Source organism: Sandarakinorhabdus sp., from assembly GCF_031430775.1.
GTDB lineage: Bacteria > Pseudomonadota > Alphaproteobacteria > Sphingomonadales > Sphingomonadaceae > Sandarakinorhabdus.
The window spans coordinates 22,717-43,028 of sequence record NZ_JANPCD010000077.1 but is presented as its reverse complement, the minus strand read 5'-3'; the positions used below and the strand labels follow the sequence as shown (position 1 = coordinate 43,028).

Here is a 20,312-nt window from a genome sequence, read left to right as displayed (position 1 = left end):
GAGCGAAGGGCGGTTCAAGGGCTCGGTCGTCGGGGTGCGCGATGTCATCGGTGAAATCGTGCTGGCGCATGACGAGCATATGCGGCCGCAGACCGACATGCAGTCGCTGGGTTCGCTGGCGCCGGCGTTCACCGCGATGGGTGAGCAGATGCCGGGTTTCGATGCCATTGCGCTGATGAAATATCCCGAGGTCGAGCGCATCGAGCATGTCCATACCGGCGGCAATTCATCGGGCATCGTCGATGGCGCCTCCGCCGTGCTCATCGGCAATAAGGAAATGGGCGAGAAATATGGTTTGAAGCCGCGGGCGCGGATTCGCGCCATGGCGAGCATTGGTTCCGAGCCGATGATCATGTTGACCGGGCCGGAGTTCGTCGCGGCCAAGGTGTTGCAGCGCGCCGGGATGACCAAGGACGACATCGACCTGTTCGAATTGAACGAGGCGTTCGCGTCGGTCGTGCTGCGGTACATGCAGGCGATGAATATTTCGCATGATCGCATCAATGTGAATGGCGGGGCGATTGCCATGGGGCATCCGCTGGGGGCGACCGGGGGCATGATCCTCGGCACGGTGCTCGATGAGCTGGAGCGGACCGGCAAGGGCACCGCGCTGATCAACCTGTGCGTCGGGGCCGGGATGGGCACCGGCACGATTATCGAGCGAGTATAGATCTTGGCTCAGAATGGTCCGCACCAAAAGACGATAAATGAACTCGCAGATGCAGACGCCGCGATTCACACTAAAGGTTTTTGGACTGCCGTCAGGAAGCTTGTTGGTTCACTTCCGAACGCGGATCTTTCAAATTTCACGCTCAGCACTTTTGTGCCTGATGCATACAAATTTGATCCTACAGCAAAACAGATTATTATTTATGAAGTTGAAAATACGAGTCGCCTCACAGCAGACAAGCTAGATGATCTTGCTTGGTTTTGGTTTGAATGGGACTGCTACGACTACGATGACTGGACCGTACAAGTATATGTTAAAGACTGTTTAGGTACGCCGGCCCGCCCTTTAAATATGCCGAACTTATACTATCAGCTTGTTGACCGGCAGATCGCACAAGATGCGCAAGAAGTGAGGGAATTGACATGACCGACACCGCAATCCGTTCCGAACTCGATGCCGATGGCATCCTGCTGCTCACCATCGATGTGCCCGGGCAATCGATGAATGTCATCACGCCGGAGGTGCAGCGCGACCTCGCCGCCGCCATCGTGCGGTTGAAGACCGACGATGCCGTCAAGGGCGCCGTGCTCACATCAGGCAAGGCCAGCGGCTTCATGGCCGGCGCCGACCTCAAGGGCATGGGCGCGCTGTTCGGAGGCGGCGCAAGCCTCCCCGAAGGCAAGAGCAAGATGGCCGCGCTGTTCGACGGCGTGTTCAGCCTCAACCGCTTGCTGCGCGATCTGGAAACCTGCGGCAAGCCGGTGGCGGCGGCGGTGAACGGCCTCGCGCTGGGCGGCGGGCTGGAGTTCATCCTCGCCTGCCATTACCGCGTCATCGCCGACAATCCCAAGATCACGCTTGGCCTGCCCGAGATCATGGTCGGGCTGTTTCCGGGCGCCGGCGGCACACAGCGCCTGCCGCGCCTGATGGGCGTGCAGCCGGCCTTGATGTATCTGTTGCAGGGCAAGAACATGAGCCCGCAGGAGGCGCTCAGCTTTGGCGTCGTGCAGGCGGTGGTGCCGGCAGCAGACGTTGTCGAAACCGCCAAGGCCTGGGTCAAGGCCAACCCGACCAAGAGCGTGCAGCCATGGGACGAAAAGAATTTCAAATTCCCCGGCGGCCCCGCCAGCGCCATGGCGCCGGGCTTTGCCCAGGCGTTCATGGGCGGCACCGCGATGACGCATGTCAACGCCGGCGACAACATGAACGCACCCAAGGCGATCCTGAGCGCAGTCTATGAAGGCACCCAGGTGCCGATGGACACCGCCATCCGCATCGAATCCAAATATTTCGCCAAGGTCGTCTCCGACCCGCAGGCCGGCAACATGATCCGCAGTCTGTTTGTATCCAAGCAGGCCGCCGAAAAGGGCGCGCGCCGACCCGCCGGCATTGCCCCGATGCCAACCAAGAAGATCGCCATGCTCGGCGCCGGGCTGATGGGCGCCGGCGTCGCCATGGTGACGGCACAGGCCGGTATCGAAGTGGTGCTGCTCGACCGTGATCTTGCTGCGGCTGAAAAGGGCAAGCAGTACACCGCCGACCGGCTGGCGAAAAAGCGCATGGACCCGGCCAAGGCGCAGGTCATCCTCGATCGCATCCACCCGACCGCCGATTACGCCGATCTCGCCGGCTGCGACCTGATCATCGAGGCCGTGTTCGAAACCCGCGAAATCAAGGCCGGTGTCACCAAGGCCACCGAGGCTGTGGTCGGCCCCGACACCATCTTTGGCTCCAACACCTCGACCCTGCCGATCACCGGCCTGGCGCAGGCCTGGAGCAAGCCGGAAAACTTCATCGGCATCCATTTCTTCTCGCCGGTCGAACGCATGCCGCTGGTGGAAATCATCGTCGGCAAGCAGACCGGCCCGGCCGCCATCGCCAAGGCGCTGGATTATGTCGCCGCCATCCGCAAGACGCCGATTGTAGTGAACGACAGCCGCGGTTTCTACACCTCGCGCTGCTTTGGCACCTATGTGCAGGAAGGCCTGGCGCTGCTGGGCGAAGGCACCGTGCCGGCGCTGATCGAGAATGTCGGAAGGCAGATGGGCATGCCCGTCGGGCCGCTGGCGGTGAACGACGAGGTCGGCCTCGACCTCAGCTACAAGGTCGGCCAGCAGACAAAGGCCGATCTGGGTGATGCCTACAAGCCCGGCCCCGCCGACGCGGTCATCACCAAGATGCACGAACTGGGCCGCCAGGGCCGCAAGAACGCCAAGGGATTTTACGTCTATCCCGAAGGCGGCAAGAAGCATCTCTGGCCTGAACTGGTGCAGACCGTCGCCGGCGCCCTCGCCGAAACGCAGCCGACACCGGCAGACGTCAAGGAACGCCTGCTGTATCGCCAGCTTGTCGAATGCGCGCGCTGCTTTGCCGAAGGCGTGCTGGAAACGCCGCAGGACGGCGATCTGGGGGCCATTTTCGGCTGGGGCTTTGCGCCGTTCACCGGCGGGCCGTTCAGCCATATGGACACAGTCGGGCTGGCCGGAGTCGTCGCCGTGCTTGACCGGCTGGCACAGGCGCACGGCGAGCGCTTCAGCCCGCCGCAGCTGCTCCGTGACATGGCGGCCAAGGGTGAGACCTTTTATGGCCGCGCCATGGCCAAGGCTGCGTGAAAACTGCCGGGCCGGGGCGCGCCCCAGCTTGGCAGCGGCGCAGCGCGCGATTAGCCTGCCCGCCAGAACAGGGGTCGATGCCGCATGAAAGTCGCCGAAGCGTTTTCGCTGAAATCGGGCCAGACCCTTCGCAACCGCATAGCCAAGGCGGCGATGACCGAAGGCCTGGCCGGCCGCGACGGCCTGCCCAACCAGGACCATGTCCGCCTGTATCGGCGCTGGGCCGCTGGCGGGCTGGGTCTGTCGATAACCGGCAACGTCCAGATCGACCGCGCACATCTTGAACGCCCCGGCAATGTCATAGTCGATGGCCCGCTTACGATAGATGCCAAAGCGGCATGGGCGCGCTGGGCCGAAGCTGCGCGCGCCGACGGCACGCGCGCCATCGTGCAGATCAGCCATGCCGGCCGCCAGACTCAAAAGGCGGTGAACCCCAGCCCCAAGGCACCGTCCGCGGTGCCGCTGGCGCTTCCGGGCGGCCAGTTCGGCATGCCGGTGCCGCTGCTTGAATCCGAAATCACCGTGCTCATTGCCCGTTTTGCCCATGCCGCAGTCGTCAGCCGCGAGGCCGGCTTCGACGGCGTTCAGGTCCACGCCGCGCACGGCTATCTCATCAGCCAGTTCCTCTCGCCGCTGGCCAACCGCCGCACCGATGCCTGGGGCGGCAGCCTTGAAAACCGGGCGCGTTTTCTGGTGGAGGCCGTCAAGGCCGTGCGCGCCGCCGCCGGCGCGGATTTCCTGCTGTCCGTAAAGCTCAACTCCGCCGATTTCCAGAAAGGCGGCTTTGCCTTTGACGATTGCATCGCCGTCGCCGGCTGGCTCAAGAATCTTGGTGTCGACCTGCTCGAAATATCCGGCGGCACCTATGAACAGCCGCGCATGATGGACATGGAAGGGCTGGAGGCGCGCGATGAACCGGCACAGGCCAGCACCCGGGCGCGCGAAGCCTATTTCGTCGATCTGGCCAAGGCATTGATGACCGGACAGACGCCGCCGCTGCTGGTCACCGGCGGGTTTCGCACGCTCAGGTCGATGGAAAATGCCGCCCAAAACGGCATTGCCATGGTCGGCGTTGGCCGGCCCTTGTGCGCGGCCCCCGAATGCGTCGCCGAATTGCTTGAGGGGCACAGCGACGAACTGCCCCGGCCCGAAGACAGCCTCGCCATCGGTCCGGGCTGGCTGGGGCCGCGCTCGCCGATCAAGCTGGTCCGCACCATGAACGGCTTTGCCGCGCAAAGCTGGTATTACCAGCAATTGCGCCACATTGCCTCCGGACGTGACGCGGTGAGCGGGCTGAACCCGTTCAATGCCTTTCTGGCCGAAAACCGCGAGAACAAGGCGCGAAGCTGATGGACAGGACGCGCTGCTAGCGCCAAAGCCGTGACCATGAGACGCCTGTTATTCCTGATGCTGGCGCTCGGCACTGCTGCGGGCCTGTTCATGCTTGCCACTGCGGTGCAGGACCCGGTCATCACCCGGTACCGCGTCCCCATCACCGGGTTGGCGCAGCCGCAGCGCATCGTCCATCTGTCGGACATCCATTTCAGCTGGATCGACATGCCGTCGGTGCGGCTGCGGCGCATCATCGCTCGCGCCAATGCCGAGCGCCCCGACCTGGTGGTCCTGACCGGCGATTATGCCGGCGCCAAGATCGTCGATTGGCCCGATATCCGGCTTGAAGATGCGCTGTATCCGCTGGCCGGGCTCAAGGCGCCGCTTGGTGTTTTTGCCGTGCCGGGCAACCATGATGAACCCTATTGGCTGCGCCGTGTCATGGCGCGCACGCCGGTCAGGCTGCTTGCGGGCGCATCTGTCGATCTTGGCCCGCTGGTGCTGGCCGGCGCTGATGACCTGCTGATCGGCGTGGACCCGATCGATGGCCTGAACAACGCCATCGCCGCCGTGCCGCCCGGCAAGCCTGTCATCGCCGCCAGCCACGAACCGGATTTCTTCGCGCGCCTGCCGCAGCATGCGCAGTTGCTGCTGTCCGGCCACAGCCATGGCGGCCAGATCAGCCTGTTCGGCCTCGCCTGGCTGCCGACCGAGTATATCGCGCGCCACCGGCGCGGGCTGTTTCGTGAAGGCCGCCAGACGCTGATCGTCAATTCCGGGCTGGGCACGACGCTGGTGCCGCTGCGGCTGGGTGTGCCGCCCGAAATCGTTGTGGTGGACCTTGTGCCGGCTCAGGCCGGCAGGAAGTCAGGGACCGAAAGATAGCGCTCGCCGGTGTCATAGTTGAACCCCAGTACCCGCGCGCCGGCGGGCAGTTCCCCCAGCTTGGCGGCAATGGCTGCCAGCGTCGCGCCGGATGAAATCCCGACCAGCATGCCTTCGACCGTCGCCGAACGCAGTGCCATCGCCTTGGCATCGGCGGCTTCGACCTGAATCACACCGTCAAGCAGTTGTGTGTGCAGATTGGCCGGGATGAAGCCGGCGCCGATGCCCTGGATGGGGTGGGGGCTGGGCTGGCCGCCCGAAATGACCGGCGAGGCCGATGGTTCGACGGCGAACACCTGAAGCTTTGGCCAATGCGGCTTCAGTGCCTGAGCGACGCCGGTGATATGCCCGCCGGTGCCGACACCGGTGACAATGGCGTCAATGGGCGCATCGGCAAAATCGTTCAGGATTTCCAGCGCGGTGGTACGGATGTGGACTTCGATATTGGCCGGGTTTTCGAACTGCTGGGCCATCCATGAGCCGGGGGTTTCCGCCACGATCTCGATGGCGCGGGCGATGGCGCCCTTCATGCCCTTTTCGCGCGGCGTCAGGTCAAAACTGGCACCATAGGCCAGCATCAGCCGGCGGCGTTCCAGCGACATGGATTCGGGCATGACCAGCACAAGCTGGTAGCCCTTGACCGCCGCCACCATCGCAAGCCCGATGCCGGTGTTGCCGCTGGTCGGCTCGACGATAATGCCGCCGGGCTTGAGGCTGCCGTCGCGCTCGGCCGCTTCGATCATCGCCAGCGCAATACGGTCCTTGATCGAGCCGCCGGGGTTGGAGCGTTCGGACTTGATCCACACTTCGGCGTCGGGGAACAGCCGGTTCATCCGGATGTGCGGCGTGTTGCCGATGGTTTCGAGGATCGATTGTGCCTTCATGCCTGTTCTCCGGTCTGAACCACGCTTCTATACCCCGGTGACGGCCTTGGCATCAATTTCATCGGGCACCACAAACCGGTCGGCGCGCCGCAATTCCGGAAACGCCCAAGCCCATATCACCGTCACGCCGATGGCGCCAAAGCCCCCGACCACGACTGCCGGCACTGCGCCCACCCAGGCCGCTGCCAGCCCGCTTTCGAATTCGCCTAGTTCGTTGCTGGCCGAAATGAACAGGCCGGACACGCTGCTGACCCGGCCGCGCATTTCGTCGGGGGTGTGCATCTGGATGAGGGTGCCGCGCACAAAGACGCTGACGGCATCGGCGGCGCCAAGCACGGTCAGCGCGACAAGGCTGAGCGGATAAGACGTCGACCAGCCAAAGACGATTGTGGACAGGCCAAAGATGCCAACACAGGCAAACATAACCGGGCCGACATTGCGCCCGAGCGGCCGTACCGCCAGCAGCAGCGCCATGGCAACGGCCCCCACCGCCGGTGCCGCGCGCAGTGGCCCCAGCCCCTCGACGCCGACATGCAGCACATCGCGGGCATAAACCGGCAACATGGCCGTGGCACCGCCCAGCAGCACGGCAAACAGATCAAGACTGATGGCGCCGAGCACGATGCGGTTGTGGCGGACATAGCTGATGCCATCGACCAGGCTTCGCCACGGCGACACGATCGAAGGCGGCGGGCGCGGCACCGGGCCGATCATCATCAGGCATATGAACGCCGAGCCAAACAGCACGGCGGCGACCAGATACGGAACGTGCGGCGCAATCGCATAGAGAAAGGCGCCCAGCGGCGGGCCGAGCACGGCGCCCGATTGCCAGCTGATCGAATTGAGCGCGATAGCCTGTGGCAGCAGCGCACGCGGCACCAGATTGGGCGCCAGCGCCCCCAGCGCCGGACCAACAAAGGCGCGCGCCACGCCAAGCAGGACAGCGACGACAAACAGCGACAGCATCGGCACGGTGCCGGATAGCGCCAGCCACCCCAAAGTCAGCGCGCAGGCCGCCTCCAACGCCAGCGCCGCCCGCGCAATGTATCGCCGGTCCATGCGGTCGGCGATGACGCCGACGACCAGCGACAGGCCAAACAGCGGCAAGAACTGCGCCAGCCCGATCATGCCGAGCAGAAATGCGGCATCCTTGGGAATCATCGTTTCGCGCGCCTGATCATAGACCTGCCAGCCGATGACAATGACCAGCATCATGCCGGCGACTGTTGCGAAAAAACGCGCTGCCCAGAATGCCCGGTAATCGGCGATTTTCAGCGGGGCGGGGATGGAAGGCACGACCTTGCCTTAAGGCCGGTGGTCCTGCTCCGCAAAACCTAAAGAGTTAACGAATCGATAACGCTGGTATCCGAAGGGCGTTTCTGGCAGTATCCGCTCGGGAGTTCAGTATGGACGGGTTGCGTTACGCACCGGGCTATTTGTTGGCGGCCGTGCTTGTCGTGGTCGGGCTGGCGCTTGGCTATGCGGCGTGGCTCGGCTGGGCCAAGGGGCTGGGTGTGCCCTGGGCGGCGGTGGCTCTGCTCATGAGCGTATTTGGTCGCCTGAACGTGTTCACGCTCGTCGGTGCCTATTTTTATGCCAATCTGCACCTCAACTGGAGCATCGAGCATTCGATTGCCTTTGCGTGTCTCGGCCTGATCTACATCACCCCCGGCGTGGTCGGTCATTTCATCGAGCTGTTCACCCGGCGCTACGACTGACCGGCATTCAGTCCTTTATTTCGACAAAGCTGTCGAGAACCCGCTTGCGCCCGGCATGGGTAAAATCGATTTCCAGCTTGTTGCCATCGACATGGACGACCTGGCCTTCGCCGAACTTGGCGTGAAACACTCGGGTGCCGGTCTTGACGCCGGGCCTGGCCTTCAATCCCACCGTGATAGCCGGCGCCGAGATCGCCGGCGCCCCGCCGCGCGGACCAAAATCACGCCCGTTCGAAGTGCTGCTGGCCCGGTTCCAGCCCGGCCCGCGCCCGCTGCCGCGCGCCACATCGCCAAACGGGTCGCCGCCCGCCAGCGCCGCGCGCCACAGGCTTGGCCCGCCGCTCATGGTGCTGATGGCTTCGATGTTGGCGGCGGGCAGTTCGGCGATGAACCGGCTGGGCAGGGCGGCCGTCCACTGGCCATAGACCTGCCGGTTGGCGGCATGCAGCACATGGGCTGATTTGCGGGCGCGGGTGATGCCGACATAGGCCAGCCGGCGTTCCTCCTCCAGCGCAGCAGTGCCGCCTTCGTCCATTGCCCGCTGGCTGGGAAACACGCCTTCCTCCCAGCCGGGCAGGAAGACATGGTCGAACTCCAGTCCCTTGGCGCCGTGCAGGGTCATGATCGTGATTTTCTCGGCCACATCGCCGGTGTCATTGTCCATCACCAGGCTGACATGTTCGAGGAACGAGGTCAGCGACGGATAATCGGCCATGGCGCGAGTCAGTTCGATCAGATTGTCGAGCTTGCCGTCTGCCTCGACCGATTTGTCGGCCTGCCACATGGCGACATAGCCGGATTCCTCCAGCACCAGTTGCGCCAGCGCATCATGCGCCATGGTCTCGCCCAGCGATCGCCAGCGCGCCAGATCGACCAGCAAGCCCTTGAGGCCGCGCCGCGCCATGCAGCGCCGCCATCGCCTTGTCGCCCAGCCCGCGTCTTGGCACGTTGACGATGCGCTCGAATGCCAGGCCGTCGTTTGGTGACACCATCAGGCGCAGATAGGCCAGCGCATCGCGCACTTCGGCGCGTTCATAGAAACGGAAGCCGCCGACAATGCGGTACGGCAGGCCGATGGCGATGAAACGGTCCTCGAACAGCCGTGTCTGGAACTGCGCCCGCACCAGGATCGCCATGTCGTTCAGGGATGCGCCATCGCGCGCCAGCCGCTCGGCGGCATCGCCCACGGTGCGCGCTTCCTCCGGCCCGTCCCATACGCCGGTGACGCGCACCGGATCGCCGGCGTTCAGTTCCGTGAACAGCGCTTTGCCCAGCCGGCCGCTGTTGTGCGCGATCAGCGCATTGGCGGCGCCCAGGATATGCGGCGTCGAGCGGTAATTCTGCTCGAGCCGCACCAGCCTTGCACCGGGAAAATCCGTATCGAAACGCAGGATGTTGGCAACTTCGGCGCCGCGCCAGCTGTAGATCGACTGGTCATCATCGCCGACACAGGCGATGTTGCGGCGGCTGCCGGTCAGCAGTTTCAGCCAGGCATATTGGGCGCTGTTGGTGTCCTGATATTCATCCACCATGATATACTTGAAGCGTCGCTGATAATCGGCCAGCACATCGGGATGCTCGGCAAAAATCGTCAGCATATGCAGCAACAGGTCGCCGAAATCCGCTGCGTTCAGGCCCTTCAGCCGTTCCTGATAGCGCGCATACAGCGCCGCGCCGCCCTTGCCTGGCACGCCATCACCAAAGCCAAAGCTTTCCCCCGGCGGCACTTCGGCGGGCGCCAGCCCGCGATTTTTCCAGCGGTCGATCAGCCCGGCCAGCTGCTTTGGCGGCCAGCGCTTTTCGTCCAGCCCGGCCTCGATGACGACCTGCTTGAGCAGGCGCAACTGGTCATCGGTATCAAGAATGGTGAACCGCTCGTCCAGCCCAACCAGCCCGGCGTGGCGGCGCAGCATTTTGGCGCACAGGGCATGGAAGGTGCCCAGCCACGGCAACCCTTCGGCCATGTCGCCCAGCAGCAGCCCCATGCGGTGGCGCATCTCGCGCGCGGCGCGGTTTGTGAAGGTCACCGCCAGCACTTCGGACGGCCACGCCAGCCGGCTGTACAGGATATGCGCCAGCCGCGCCGTCAATGCCTTGGTCTTGCCGGTGCCGGCGCCGGCCAGGATCAGTACCGGGCCTTCGGTGGTCAGCACGGCCTCGCGCTGCGGCGTGTTCAGCCCGGCCAGCCAGGGCGGCGGAGAACTGGGCGGCGAATCAGAAGGAAGCGGAACGGCCATAGGCGAACGATTAGGGAACATCGCGCGGCGATTCAACCCGGCGTGACCGCCGCCGTTGAAGCAGGGGAACGCAATTGTCGCTGGGGACGTCACCATGAGTTACATGTCACGGTCGCCGCGCCTGCGCAGACGGTCGCTGGGTTGGTTGCAGGTGCTGGGCCTTGGTCAGAGCAACGACAGCTTTTTCGCGCAGGTGCGCGGCGCCCAGACGGCGTTGCTCAACCGCCACGTGCCGTTCAATGTGCCGCTGCTTGGCCTCAATGTCGGAGCAGTCCTCTGGGCCTTTGGCGACGCTGCGCCCGCCGGTTCGCTGGCACCTTGGCTGACAGGCATTGCCGGCCTGGCAACCTTGTGGGTCGCGCGCAACATCATCGGACGCCGCCGGGCGCCGTCTGCCGAAACCAGCCAAGGTGCCTTTTGGCAGATAACCGCCGAAGTTGCCGCCTTTGCACTGTTCTGGACCGGCATTGTTGCGGCCCTGTTGCCAGGCCTGGGCACGACCGATCAGGCGCTGCTCATTCTCGAGACCATGCTTCTGCTTGGCGGTACGGGCTTTTGCACGGCCGTCATGCCGGTTGCCGCCATATTGGCCGCTTTGATCATCGGCGTTGGCAGCCTGATCGCTGTGCCGGCGGAATCGGCGTTGGCCGGCCCGATGGTGTCGCTGGCGGTGGGCACCTATGCGCTGCTGATCGCGCGCGGCGCCCTGGTGACCAGCTACACGATGATGGACCGCATGCGCAGCCAGATCGAGCTTGGCGAGCAGGGCGAGATCGTGCGGCTGCTGCTCAATGAATTCGAAGCCAACGGTAGTGACTGGCTACTGGAAACCGACCCCAAGGGCTATCTCACCCATGTCACATCACGCTTTGCCGATGTCGCCCGCCAGCCGCGCGCAGCGTTGCTTGGTCGGCCGCTCGTCGATCTGGTCGAAGGTGTCGCCGCGCCGGCGGCGCTCGCGGCGTTGATTGGCGCCGTCAGCGGCCGGCGCGCGTTCCGTGATCTTGCCGTGCCCGTCAAGATCGAAGGTGAAATCCGCTGGTGGAGCCTGTCAGGCACGCCCAAGAACGACCCGATGGGCCAGTTCACCGGCTTTCGCGGCGTCGGGCGAGATGTCACCGAAGTGCGGCAGGGGCAGGAACGCATTGCCCAACTGGCGCGGTTCGACCCGCTGACCGGGCTCGCCAACCGGGCCCTGTTCCGCGAAACGCTGGAGGACGCAGTGTCTCGCGCCGTGCGCACCCGGCACGATATTGCGCTGCTGTTTGTCGATCTCGACAGGTTCAAAATGGTCAATGACAGCCATGGCCATGATGCCGGCGACCAGTTGCTGCGGATGGTGGGGGAACGGCTCCAATCGGCGGTGCGCGGCGCTGCCACCATTGCGCGGCTGGGCGGCGATGAATTCGCCATTCTGCTGGCTGATGCCCAAGGCGACCGCGCCGAGAAAGTCGCGGCCCGCATCGTGCGTGTCCTGGCCCAGCCATTCACGCTGGATACGGGCCATGGCAATGTGCATGTCCAGGTCGGCGCCAGTGTCGGCTATGCGATGTCGCCCGTCGATGCTGCCACGCCGCAGCAATTGCTCAAATGCGCCGATCTCGCGCTGTACGAGGTCAAAAGCGCCGGGCGCGGCGCCGCCTGCCGGTTCCACGGCGCCATCCTGAGCCGCGCCGAAGACCGGCGTAGCCTCGAACGCGACCTTGCCCATGCCGAGGGACGCGGCGAACTGGTGCTGGCATTCCAGCCAGTCGTCGAGGCCAGCGACGAGCGCATCGTCGGCTTTGAAGCACTGCTGCGCTGGAACCATCCCGAGCGCGGCATCATCCCACCGCTCGATTTCATTCCCATCGCCGAAGAAACCGGGCTGATCATCCCGATCGGCCGTTGGGTCATCGACAATGCCTGTGCCTGGGCCATTCGCTGGCCCGAACACATCCGCATCGCGGTGAATGTGTCTCCGGCGCAGATGGGCGACACCGGTCTTGTCGATTTTGTCGCCGCAACGCTGGCGCGGCACGGCCTGGCGCCGGAACGGCTGGAGCTGGAGATCACCGAGCATCTGTTCCTGGCCGACCGGGCCGATATCACCGCGACACTGGCCGGGCTGCGGGCGCTGGGCGTGACCTTTGCCATCGACGATTTCGGCACCGGCTATTCGGGGCTTGGCTATCTGCACAAGGCCGCGTTCAGCCGCATCAAGATCGATCGCAGCTTTGTGACCCGCGCCGCCGAGCCGGGCAGCGACGCCAAGGCCATCATTCAGGCAATCGTGCGGCTTGCCGGCTCGCTCGATATGGCAACGACTGCCGAGGGCACGGAAACCCGCGCGGAATTCGAGGTCATCCGCGGGCTGGGCTGCGGCCAGGTGCTGGGCTATCTGTTCGGCAAGCCGATGCCGCCAGAAGAAGCGACTGCGCTGGTCGTGAAGCAGAAACGACTGATAGCCGTGTAATCGCAGACTGCCTCAGCTGTCCGCCCACGCCTTCAGTAGCGTATGCGCAATCGCCAGCGGCGGCGGCGCCAGCCATTCACCCGTGCCGGCCATGGCTGCGTGCACGTCCTCCTTGGTCACCCAGCGCGCCTCTTCCAGTTCCTCGTCGTCCAGCGTGATGTCGAAATTTTCGGCCTCGGCAAGGCAGGCGATCATCAGGCTTGACGGGAACGGCCAGGGCTGGCTGGCGAGATAGCGCACGCGGCCGGTGCGGATGCCGGCTTCCTCGAACAATTCGCGGCGCACGGCCTCCTCAAGGCTTTCCCCGGCTTCTACGAAACCCGCCAGCGCCGAGAAGAACCGGCGCGGAAAGCGCGGCTGGCGGCCCACCAGCGCATGGCCGCCCTTGACGGCCAGCATGATGACCACCGGATCGACACGCGGAAAATGCTCGGCGCCGCAGGCACCGCAATTGCGGGCATGGCCCGCCTTGGTCATTTGTGTCGGCGCGCCGCACACCGCGCAAAACCCGTGGCGGGCGTGCCAATCCAGCAATGACCGGGCATGGGCGATGGCGGCGGCCTGCGGCGCCGGCAGCATGGCGCCGGCAGCGCGCGCATCGACCAGCGTGCCGCCGAAATCACGCACCAGTTCATCGGATGGCGCGGCGGCGGCAAATCGCGGTGCCTCGCCGTCAAGGCCCAGGAACACCGATGGTGCGTCATGCGGCACATCAGACCGATAGGCCCATAAAATGGCGTCGGAGCTGCTGTTCAGCACCGGTTTCAAATCATCCATTACCAGCCAGCGCGCATTCGGGTGCGCGCGCAGTGCCACAAGGGCGCCGGCATCGCGCCTGAGGTGGTCGGCGCGGTCGAGCCGCGATCCGGTGAAGCCGGTGACCGGTGTGTCTGGCCCATCGAAAAACATTCAGACTGTCTCCATCCGCGCCGCTAATGCCCGCACCGCCGCCTTTCGGAACACCGTTGGCAGGCCGCTGTCCAGCAGCTTTTCCATCATCACCCATTCGCCGGGCAGGTCAGGCCGTGTCGGCAACATCGTCGCCGCCACCGCCAATGTCAGTTCGAAATGCGTGAAGCCGTGGCTGACTGCCCCCCAGTCCTGCCAGTCCGCAGCAAACGGGGGCAGGGCATCGCCGCTCCAGTTGCATGACGGCAGGGCGCGCATGCCGCCGAGCAGGCCCTTGGCGGGGCGAATAACCGTCAGCACGGCGCCGCCGCACTCGATCCACCAGATGGTGCCGCGCCTTTCAGGGCGGGCGCGCTTGGCCGGCTTGACCGGAAACGCCTGCGGTGTCCCCAGCGCGCGGGCGGCGCAGCCGCCGGCAATGGGGCAGGCGCTGCAATCGGGGCTGCGCGGCGTGCAGATGCGCCCCGCCAGATCCATCACGCCCTGTGCAAAATCGCCGGCATGTGCGGGCGCCATGGCCGCGATAGCCGCGCGAATGTCGGCTCGGGCACCGGGCAGCGGCGCGGTGATGCCGGCATGGCGGGTGATGACGCGCTCGATATTACCGTCGATGACGATGGCCTGCCGGCCAAAGGCAAAGGCGGCGATGGCGGCTGCGGTGTAATCGCCAATGCCGGGCAGTGTTCTCAAAATCGCCTCGTCGCAAGGAAACACACCGCCGAACCGCTGCGTTACCGCCCGCGCACAGGCCAGCAGATTTCGCGCCCGGGCATAATATCCCAGCCCGGCCCAGGCCTGCATCACATCGCCGTCATCGGCCGCCGCCAGTGCCGCCACATTCGGCCAACGCGCGGTGAAATCGGCAAAATAGGGCCGCACTGCCGCGACGGTCGTCTGTTGCAGCATGATTTCCGACAGCCAGACGCGATACGGAAAATCGGCATCATCGGGCAGCGCTGCGCCCGGCGGCACGCGCCAGGGCAGGGCGCGGGCATGGGCGCCGTACCAGGCGATCAGGCGGTTGGCAGTATCGGACACAGCCCTGCTATGGCATGAAGCCGCCATGCCCCGAAAGCCCGCCGATACCCCGCAACAGCCACCCGCGCGCACGCGCCGCGTCCGTGCCGTGGCCGATCTGGTGCCGGCAATCAGCGGTCAGGCCTTCAAGCGCTTCGGCTTTGCCCAGACCGCGATCGTGCAGCGCTGGACCGAGATTGTCGGCGAGAATTATGCCCGTCACAGCCGCCCCGAATCGCTGCGCTTTCCGCCCGGCGAAAAAACCGGCGGCACGCTGAAAATCGCCATCACGGGCGCGCTGGCCCCCATGTTGCGCCATGTCGAACCGCAGGTGTTCGATCGCGCCAACCGTGTGCTGGGCCACGGCGCGGTGGCGAAACTGGTGCTGCGCCACGCCGATATCGACGCGCCGCCGAAACCGCAGCCGCCGCAGCCGCCCGCCGATCTGGGCGACGAGACGCGCTCGACCTTGAAAGCCATCGCCGACCCCGATTTGCGCGCCAGCCTCGAATCGCTGGCGCAGGCGCTGGCGAGTGGAAAGGGACCGCCGATTATCCGGTGAGGTGGCAGCCCTCGCCCCGCCGCCTCTGGCCAGCGGTCGGCCCGCGCGCTACACATGCGGCATGCGCCAACTGACCTTCGCCGTGATCTTTTCCGCCGCCATCGCCGCGCCGCTTGTCGCCGCCCCCGCCAAACCGGCGGCTGTCCGCACCGCCGCCCGCGACTGGTCGGCGATGGTCAGCGCCACCCCGCAAGGCGGCATCCTGCTCGGCAATCCGGCAGCACGCGTCAAACTGGTCGAATTCGGCTCGTTGTCGTGCAGCCATTGCCGCGATTTTCACGGCCAGGCCATGCCGGTGCTCAAGGCGAAATATCTGAAATCCGGGCGGCTTTCTTACGAATTCCGCAGTTTCGTGCGCAACGGCGCCGATCTTGGCGCGTCGCTGGTGCTGCAATGCCAGACGCCGCGCGCGGCATGGGCGATGGCCGACCGTTTCTTCGCCGGCCAGGACCAATGGTTGCTGCCGTTCACGAAACTGACCGCCGAGGACACGGCAAAGATCAACGGTGCCTCCGAGGATGAAAAGGCGCTGAAAATGGCGGCGCTGGGCAAATTGCCCGAGCATGTCGCGACGCTGGGGGTGCCGCGCGCCCGCTATGACGCCTGTGTCGCCGACAAGCCCGCGACGCAGCGCCTGCTCGCCATCCGGAACGACGCCATTACCAACTGGGGCCTCGAAGGCACGCCGACATTCGTGCTGGCAGGCAAGACCGTGCCGAATATCTTCACATGGTCCGAGCTGGAGCCGCGCATCGTCGCGGCGCTGGCGGCGCGGCCCTGAACGGCGCTTGTTCTGGCGCTTGTTCCTTGCCGCGCAAGGCCGTAAACCTGTGCTCGCATAACCCAGTCGAAAGGCCTTTCATGTCGCTGCGTTCCGGTTCCGCCTTTGCCGTTCTTGCCCTGCTGTCCGTTGCCGGCTGCGGGGATCAAAAGGCCGCAGCGCCGGCGGGCGACACCGCCGCCACACCAATCGCTCCGCCGGCCGGGCAGGACTGGACGCAGATGATGGCCGCAACGCCCGAGGGCGGCTTTCGCGTCGGCAACCCCGATGCCCGCGTCAAGCTGGTCGAATTCGCCTCGATGACCTGCCCGCATTGCCGCGAGTTTCATGAAGAAGCCAATGCCGTCATCAAGTCCAAATATGTCGCCAGCGGCAACGTCAGTTATGAATATCGCAGCTTTGTGCTGAATGGCCCTGACTATGCCGCCTCGCTGCTGGCACGCTGCGGCGATGCCCCGACATTCTTCGGCCTGCTCGATGCCTTTTACGCCGATCAGGCGACCTGGACCGAGCCGTTTTCCAAGTTGACCGACGCCCAGAGCAAGACGCTTGGCGCCATGCCGCAGGATGAACAGATCAAGGCCATGGCCGAGCTTGGCGGGCTGGACGGGTTTGTCCGCACGCGCGGCATTCCCAAGGCCAAATTCGACCAATGCCTGGCCGACAAGGGCCAACTCGACAAGCTGCTCGAACTGCGCACCCAGGCCACCGACACCTACAAGCTGACCGGCACACCCGGCTTCATCATCAACGGCACCACCCAGGACGGCGTGTTCACCTGGAAGGAGCTGGAACCGCGCCTGCAGGCGGCGCTTCGCTAAGGCTCTGATTTGGAGTTCCGCAAACTTCGCCTGTCGGGATTCAAATCCTTTGTTGAACCGGTCGATCTGATGATCGAGCCGGGACTGACCGGCGTTGTCGGCCCAAATGGCTGCGGAAAATCCAACCTGCTCGAAGCCTTGCGCTGGGTGATGGGCGAAGGCAGCCCCAAGTCGATGCGGTCGGGCGGCATGGACGATGTCATCTTTGCCGGCACGGCGGGGCGCCCGTCGCGCGAGGTGGCGCAGGTGACACTCAGCCTTGCGGGCGCCGCCGGCGAGGAGGTCGAGGTCTCGCGCCGCATCGAACGCGGTGACGGATCGGAGTATCGCCTGAATGGCCGCGATGCCCGCGCCCAGGACGTGCGGCTGTTGTTTGCCGATTCGGCCACCGGCGCCCACAGCCCGGCCATTGTCGGGCAGGGCCGCATCAGCGCCATCATCGCCGCCAAGCCCGCCGAGCGCCGGCAATTGCTCGAGGAGGCTGCCGGTATCGCGGGGCTGGCCGTGCGCCGCCGTGAAGCCGAAATCCGCCTGCGTGCCGCCGAAGCCAATGTCGCCCGGCTCGATGATGTCGTGCGGGCGCTGGAAACCCAGGCCGCATCGCTCAAGCGTCAGGCGCGCACCGCCGAGCGCTATCGCGCCATTTCGGACCGGCTGAAAACCGCCGAAGCCAGCCTGATCTTTGCCCGCTGGCAGGCCGCCCGCCGTGCCAGCGAAGCCGCCACTGCCGCCGCCGCCCATGCCGAGGCCATGACCGGCGACCTGACCCGCGCCGCTGCCTCGCTGAGCGCCGATGCCGCAAACGCCAGCGCCGATTTGCCGGCCCTGCGCATGGCCGAGGCGCAGGCTGCTGCGGCTGTACAGGCGCTGCGCCAGTCGCGGGCGCTGCTGGATGCCGAAGCCGCCACCGGCAGCCGCCGCGAGGCCGAACTGGCCCAGACGCTGGTCAGTGTCGCACGCGATGACCTGCGCGAATCGGGACTGGCCGACGACGCCCGGACTGCTGAAACCCGCCTCGCGGCCGAAGCGGCGCGGCTGCAGGACGTGCTCGCCGCTGGCCGCGCTTCGGCACCTGCGGCCGACGCAGCGCTGTCTGCAGCCACTTCGCGTGCAGGTGTTGCCGAAGCCGCCCTGTCGGCTGCCGTCGATGCCCATGCCGCTGCTGCGGCCAGCGCCCGTGCCGCCGGCGATGCGGCAGCGGCGGCGACCACACGTCTGGCGCGTGCGCAGGCCGAGGCGCGCGATATTGCGGCAAGACTGGCACGGCTTGCGCCGGCGCCGGACACCGGCGGGCTGATCGGCGCCGTGGACCTTGCCTTGGCGGCGCTTGCCGAAAGTGAGGCCGCCTTGGCGCAGGCCGAAGCGGCACGGCCAGCGACCGAAGCCGCCAGGGCCGCCGCCGCCAGCGCCGCATCGGCCGCCGCCGCCACGCTGGCAAGCCTGGGCGCCGAAGCCGATGCACTTGGGCGCCGCCTTGCTGCCGATACCGCCAAAACCGCCCGAATCGCCGACCGCATCGAAACCCGCCCCGGCCACGAGGCCGCTCTGGCCGCTGCGCTGGGCGATGATCTTGATGCGGCGCCCGCCGATGCCGGCGCTGCCGCTGCCCGGCGCTGGGCCGGCGCGCCAGCGTTTGGCGATGATCCGCCACTGCCAGCCGGTGTTCCCAGCCTTGCGGCCATGGTGACGGCGCCGCCCGAACTTAGCCGGCGATTGGCCCAGATCGGCCTGCTCGATGGGGCGCCGTCTGCGGATCTGCTGGCGGCGCTGCGGCCCGGACAGCGCTTGGTGACGCTGGACGGCGCACTGTGGCGTTGGGACGGTCTGGTCGATGCTGGCGGGCGCAGCGATGCCGCAGCGGCGCGGCTGCGCGCCCGGCGCCGCGCCGCCGAACTCGAAAGCGAAATGGCCGCCGGCCGTGCTCAAGTCGCAGATGCCGCCGCCGCCCGCGCCGTCGCCGATGCCGCTGCTGTTGCCGCACAGTCCACCGAGCGCGCTGCCCGCGCCGCACGGGACAATGCCGCCCGGACACTGGCCGATGCCCGCGCCCGGCTTGCCGCCGCGCAAACGGCACAGGCGCGGCAGGCAGGCGAGGAAGCCAGCCTGAAAACGGCGGCCGAACGCAGCGCCGCCGAACATGCGCGGCTTGCTGCCGAGGCCGATGCCGCGCGCGCTGCCGTGCCGGATGCTGCGGCCTTGTCCGGATTGTCGTCGGCGCTCGTTGCGGCGCGAAGTGCAGCCGAGACGGCGCGCAGCGATTGCGCAGCCGCCCGCGCCGCCCTCGAAGCGGTGGTGCGCGAAAGTGCCGCCGCCAAGGCGCGCATGGATGCCATCGCTCAGGAGCGTGCCGGCTGGCAGCGCCGCCGCGACGCCAATATTGCCCAGCAGGCGGAGCTGGCGTCCCGCAAGGGAGCGGCCGAGGCCGAACAGGTGGCTCTTGCTGCGCGAAAACGCGAGATTGCGGCTGAAATCGCCGCTTTGGCCAGCCGCGCTGCCCAGGCTGATGCCGCCCGCGCCGACGCCGGTGACAAGCTGGCAGCGGCCGAATCGGCGCAGGCACGCATCGCCGCCCAGGCCCGCGCCGCCGACGAGGCTGTGGCTGCTGCCCGCGAGGCCCGCGCCACAGCCCGCGCCGAGGCCGAGCATCAGGAACAGGCGCGCGCCGAAGTCGAGCGTCTGTCCGGTGAGCGGTTCCAGTGCCCGCCGCCGGTGCTTCCGGGCCGGTTCGATTTCAGTCACGAGGGCGGCGACCCGGCGGCGCTGGCGGCAGCATATGAGACGCTGAGCGAGGACCGCGAACGGCTCGGCCCCGTTAATCTGCGCGCCGATATCGAGCTGAAAGAACTGGAATCGCAGGCCGAAACAACGGCTGCGGAAAAACAGGAACTCGATACGGCCATCGCGCGGCTGCGTGGCTCCATCGGCAGCCTCAACCGCGAAGGGCGGCAGCGATTGCAAGCCGCGTTCACGGCGGTGGATGCCCATTTTCGTGTGTTGTTTGCCGATCTGTTCGGCGGCGGCGAGGCCAGGCTGGCGCTGATCGAATCCGATGATCCCCTCGAAGCCGGGCTGGAAATCATGGCGCAGCCGCCGGGCAAGAAGCTGCAATCCCTGACGCTGTTGTCGGGCGGAGAGCAGGCGCTGACGGCCACTGCGCTGATCTTTGCGCTGTTCCTGTCCAATCCGGCACCGATCTGCGTGCTCGACGAGGTGGATGCGCCGCTGGACGACGCCAATGTCGAGCGTTTTTGCGACTTGCTCGACCGCATGGCGGCTGAAACCCGCACGCGCTTCCTGATTGTCACGCACAATGCTGTGACCATGAGCCGGATGCACCGGTTGTTCGGCGTTACCATGGGCGAGCCGGGTGTTTCGCAGTTGGTCAGCGTCGATCTGCAGGCTGCTGAAAAACTTCTCGCCACAGCCTGA

At 66.1% G+C, this 20,312-nt stretch carries 14 protein-coding genes and 2 pseudogenes; 11 read left to right on the top strand and 5 right to left on the bottom strand.

What is annotated here, in order from left to right; all coding sequences use genetic code 11:
• The 5 genes and pseudogenes from RMQ73_RS04620 to RMQ73_RS04600 form a co-directional block, all read left to right on the top strand.
• Positions 1 to 670, top strand: a pseudogene (locus RMQ73_RS04620) (acetyl-CoA C-acyltransferase); the annotation flags it as partial.
• A gap of 3 nt (positions 671 to 673) precedes the next feature.
• Positions 674 to 1,096: a hypothetical protein gene (locus RMQ73_RS04615; RefSeq protein WP_310496885.1), complete on the top strand. Its 423-nt coding sequence runs from the start codon at positions 674 to 676 to the stop codon at positions 1,094 to 1,096.
• Positions 1,093 to 3,282, top strand: a complete 2,190-nt coding sequence (locus RMQ73_RS04610) for a 3-hydroxyacyl-CoA dehydrogenase NAD-binding domain-containing protein (RefSeq protein WP_310496884.1) — start codon at positions 1,093 to 1,095, stop codon at positions 3,280 to 3,282. The genes RMQ73_RS04615 and RMQ73_RS04610 overlap by 4 nt, the downstream gene beginning before the upstream one ends.
• 84 nt (positions 3,283 to 3,366) lie before the next feature.
• Positions 3,367 to 4,632 carry an NADH:flavin oxidoreductase/NADH oxidase family protein gene (locus tag RMQ73_RS04605; RefSeq protein WP_310496883.1) on the top strand — a complete coding sequence of 422 codons (1,266 nt, stop codon included), beginning with the start codon at positions 3,367 to 3,369 and terminating at the stop codon, positions 4,630 to 4,632.
• Between the two features lie 36 nt (positions 4,633 to 4,668).
• Positions 4,669 to 5,499 (top strand): metallophosphoesterase, encoded by an 831-nt coding sequence (locus tag RMQ73_RS04600; RefSeq protein ID WP_310496882.1) that lies wholly within the window; start codon positions 4,669 to 4,671, stop codon positions 5,497 to 5,499.
• On the opposite strand, the gene cysK is transcribed toward RMQ73_RS04600, so the two are convergent.
• Together cysK and RMQ73_RS04590 are read right to left on the bottom strand one after the other, a co-directional pair.
• Entirely contained in the window at positions 5,466 to 6,383 is a 918-nt protein-coding gene (gene cysK / locus RMQ73_RS04595) for a cysteine synthase A (RefSeq protein WP_310496881.1), read from the bottom strand. The two genes, RMQ73_RS04600 and cysK, sit on opposite strands and share 34 nt — an antisense overlap.
• A gap of 27 nt (positions 6,384 to 6,410) precedes the next feature.
• Entirely contained in the window at positions 6,411 to 7,679 is a 1,269-nt protein-coding gene (locus RMQ73_RS04590) for an MFS transporter (protein ID WP_310496880.1), read from the bottom strand.
• A 110-nt stretch (positions 7,680 to 7,789) separates the two neighbouring features.
• Here RMQ73_RS04590 and RMQ73_RS04585 point away from each other — a divergent pair, with 110 nt between their 5' ends.
• Positions 7,790 to 8,101, top strand: a complete 312-nt coding sequence (locus RMQ73_RS04585) for a hypothetical protein (protein ID WP_310496878.1) — start codon at positions 7,790 to 7,792, stop codon at positions 8,099 to 8,101.
• A 7-nt stretch (positions 8,102 to 8,108) separates the two neighbouring features.
• Here the strand turns inward: RMQ73_RS04585 and RMQ73_RS04580 are convergent.
• Positions 8,109 to 10,338 (bottom strand): annotated as a pseudogene (locus RMQ73_RS04580) (ATP-dependent helicase).
• 103 nt (positions 10,339 to 10,441) lie between these two features.
• Here RMQ73_RS04580 and RMQ73_RS04575 point away from each other — a divergent pair.
• Positions 10,442 to 12,793 (top strand): EAL domain-containing protein, encoded by a 2,352-nt coding sequence (locus RMQ73_RS04575; protein WP_310496877.1) that lies wholly within the window; start codon positions 10,442 to 10,444, stop codon positions 12,791 to 12,793.
• A gap of 12 nt (positions 12,794 to 12,805) precedes the next feature.
• Here the strand turns inward: RMQ73_RS04575 and nudC are convergent, their stop codons facing one another.
• Together nudC and RMQ73_RS04565 are read right to left on the bottom strand one after the other, a co-directional pair.
• Positions 12,806 to 13,702, bottom strand: a complete 897-nt coding sequence (gene nudC, locus RMQ73_RS04570; protein ID WP_310496876.1) for an NAD(+) diphosphatase — start codon at positions 13,700 to 13,702, stop codon at positions 12,806 to 12,808.
• Complete coding sequence (locus RMQ73_RS04565; protein WP_310496875.1) at positions 13,703 to 14,767, bottom strand: A/G-specific adenine glycosylase; 1,065 nt, start codon at positions 14,765 to 14,767, stop codon at positions 13,703 to 13,705. It lies immediately after the preceding gene.
• Between RMQ73_RS04565 and RMQ73_RS04560 the strand changes: the two genes are divergently transcribed.
• The 4 genes from RMQ73_RS04560 (at position 14,766) to RMQ73_RS04545 (ending at position 20,312) form a co-directional block, all read left to right on the top strand.
• Complete coding sequence (locus RMQ73_RS04560; RefSeq protein ID WP_310496874.1) at positions 14,766 to 15,281, top strand: DUF721 domain-containing protein; 516 nt, start codon at positions 14,766 to 14,768, stop codon at positions 15,279 to 15,281. The two genes, RMQ73_RS04565 and RMQ73_RS04560, sit on opposite strands and share 2 nt — an antisense overlap.
• A gap of 61 nt (positions 15,282 to 15,342) precedes the next feature.
• Entirely contained in the window at positions 15,343 to 16,062 is a 720-nt protein-coding gene (locus RMQ73_RS04555) for a thioredoxin domain-containing protein (protein ID WP_310496873.1), read from the top strand.
• Between the two features lie 80 nt (positions 16,063 to 16,142).
• Positions 16,143 to 16,883 (top strand): thioredoxin domain-containing protein, encoded by a 741-nt coding sequence (locus tag RMQ73_RS04550; protein ID WP_310496871.1) that lies wholly within the window; start codon positions 16,143 to 16,145, stop codon positions 16,881 to 16,883.
• Between the two features lie 9 nt (positions 16,884 to 16,892).
• Complete coding sequence (locus RMQ73_RS04545) at positions 16,893 to 20,312, top strand: AAA family ATPase (RefSeq protein WP_310496870.1); 3,420 nt, start codon at positions 16,893 to 16,895, stop codon at positions 20,310 to 20,312.

Bases quoted from the DNA above. Each gene is read 5' to 3' on its own strand.
- RMQ73_RS04565 (WP_310496875.1), bottom strand. From the start codon at position 14,767: ATGGCGGCTTCATGCCATAGCAGGGCTGTGTCCGATACTGCCAACCGC.
- RMQ73_RS04585 (WP_310496878.1), top strand. From the start codon at position 7,790: ATGGACGGGTTGCGTTACGCACCGGGCTATTTGTTGGCGGCCGTGCTT.
- RMQ73_RS04600 (WP_310496882.1), top strand. From the start codon at position 4,669: ATGAGACGCCTGTTATTCCTGATGCTGGCGCTCGGCACTGCTGCGGGC.
- RMQ73_RS04575 (WP_310496877.1), top strand. From the start codon at position 10,442: ATGTCACGGTCGCCGCGCCTGCGCAGACGGTCGCTGGGTTGGTTGCAG.
- RMQ73_RS04560 (WP_310496874.1), top strand. From the start codon at position 14,766: ATGCCCCGAAAGCCCGCCGATACCCCGCAACAGCCACCCGCGCGCACG.
- nudC (WP_310496876.1), bottom strand. From the start codon at position 13,702: ATGTTTTTCGATGGGCCAGACACACCGGTCACCGGCTTCACCGGATCG.
- RMQ73_RS04610 (WP_310496884.1), top strand. From the start codon at position 1,093: ATGACCGACACCGCAATCCGTTCCGAACTCGATGCCGATGGCATCCTG.
- RMQ73_RS04550 (WP_310496871.1), top strand. From the start codon at position 16,143: ATGTCGCTGCGTTCCGGTTCCGCCTTTGCCGTTCTTGCCCTGCTGTCC.
- RMQ73_RS04605 (WP_310496883.1), top strand. From the start codon at position 3,367: ATGAAAGTCGCCGAAGCGTTTTCGCTGAAATCGGGCCAGACCCTTCGC.
- cysK (WP_310496881.1), bottom strand. From the start codon at position 6,383: ATGAAGGCACAATCGATCCTCGAAACCATCGGCAACACGCCGCACATC.
- RMQ73_RS04555 (WP_310496873.1), top strand. From the start codon at position 15,343: ATGCGCCAACTGACCTTCGCCGTGATCTTTTCCGCCGCCATCGCCGCG.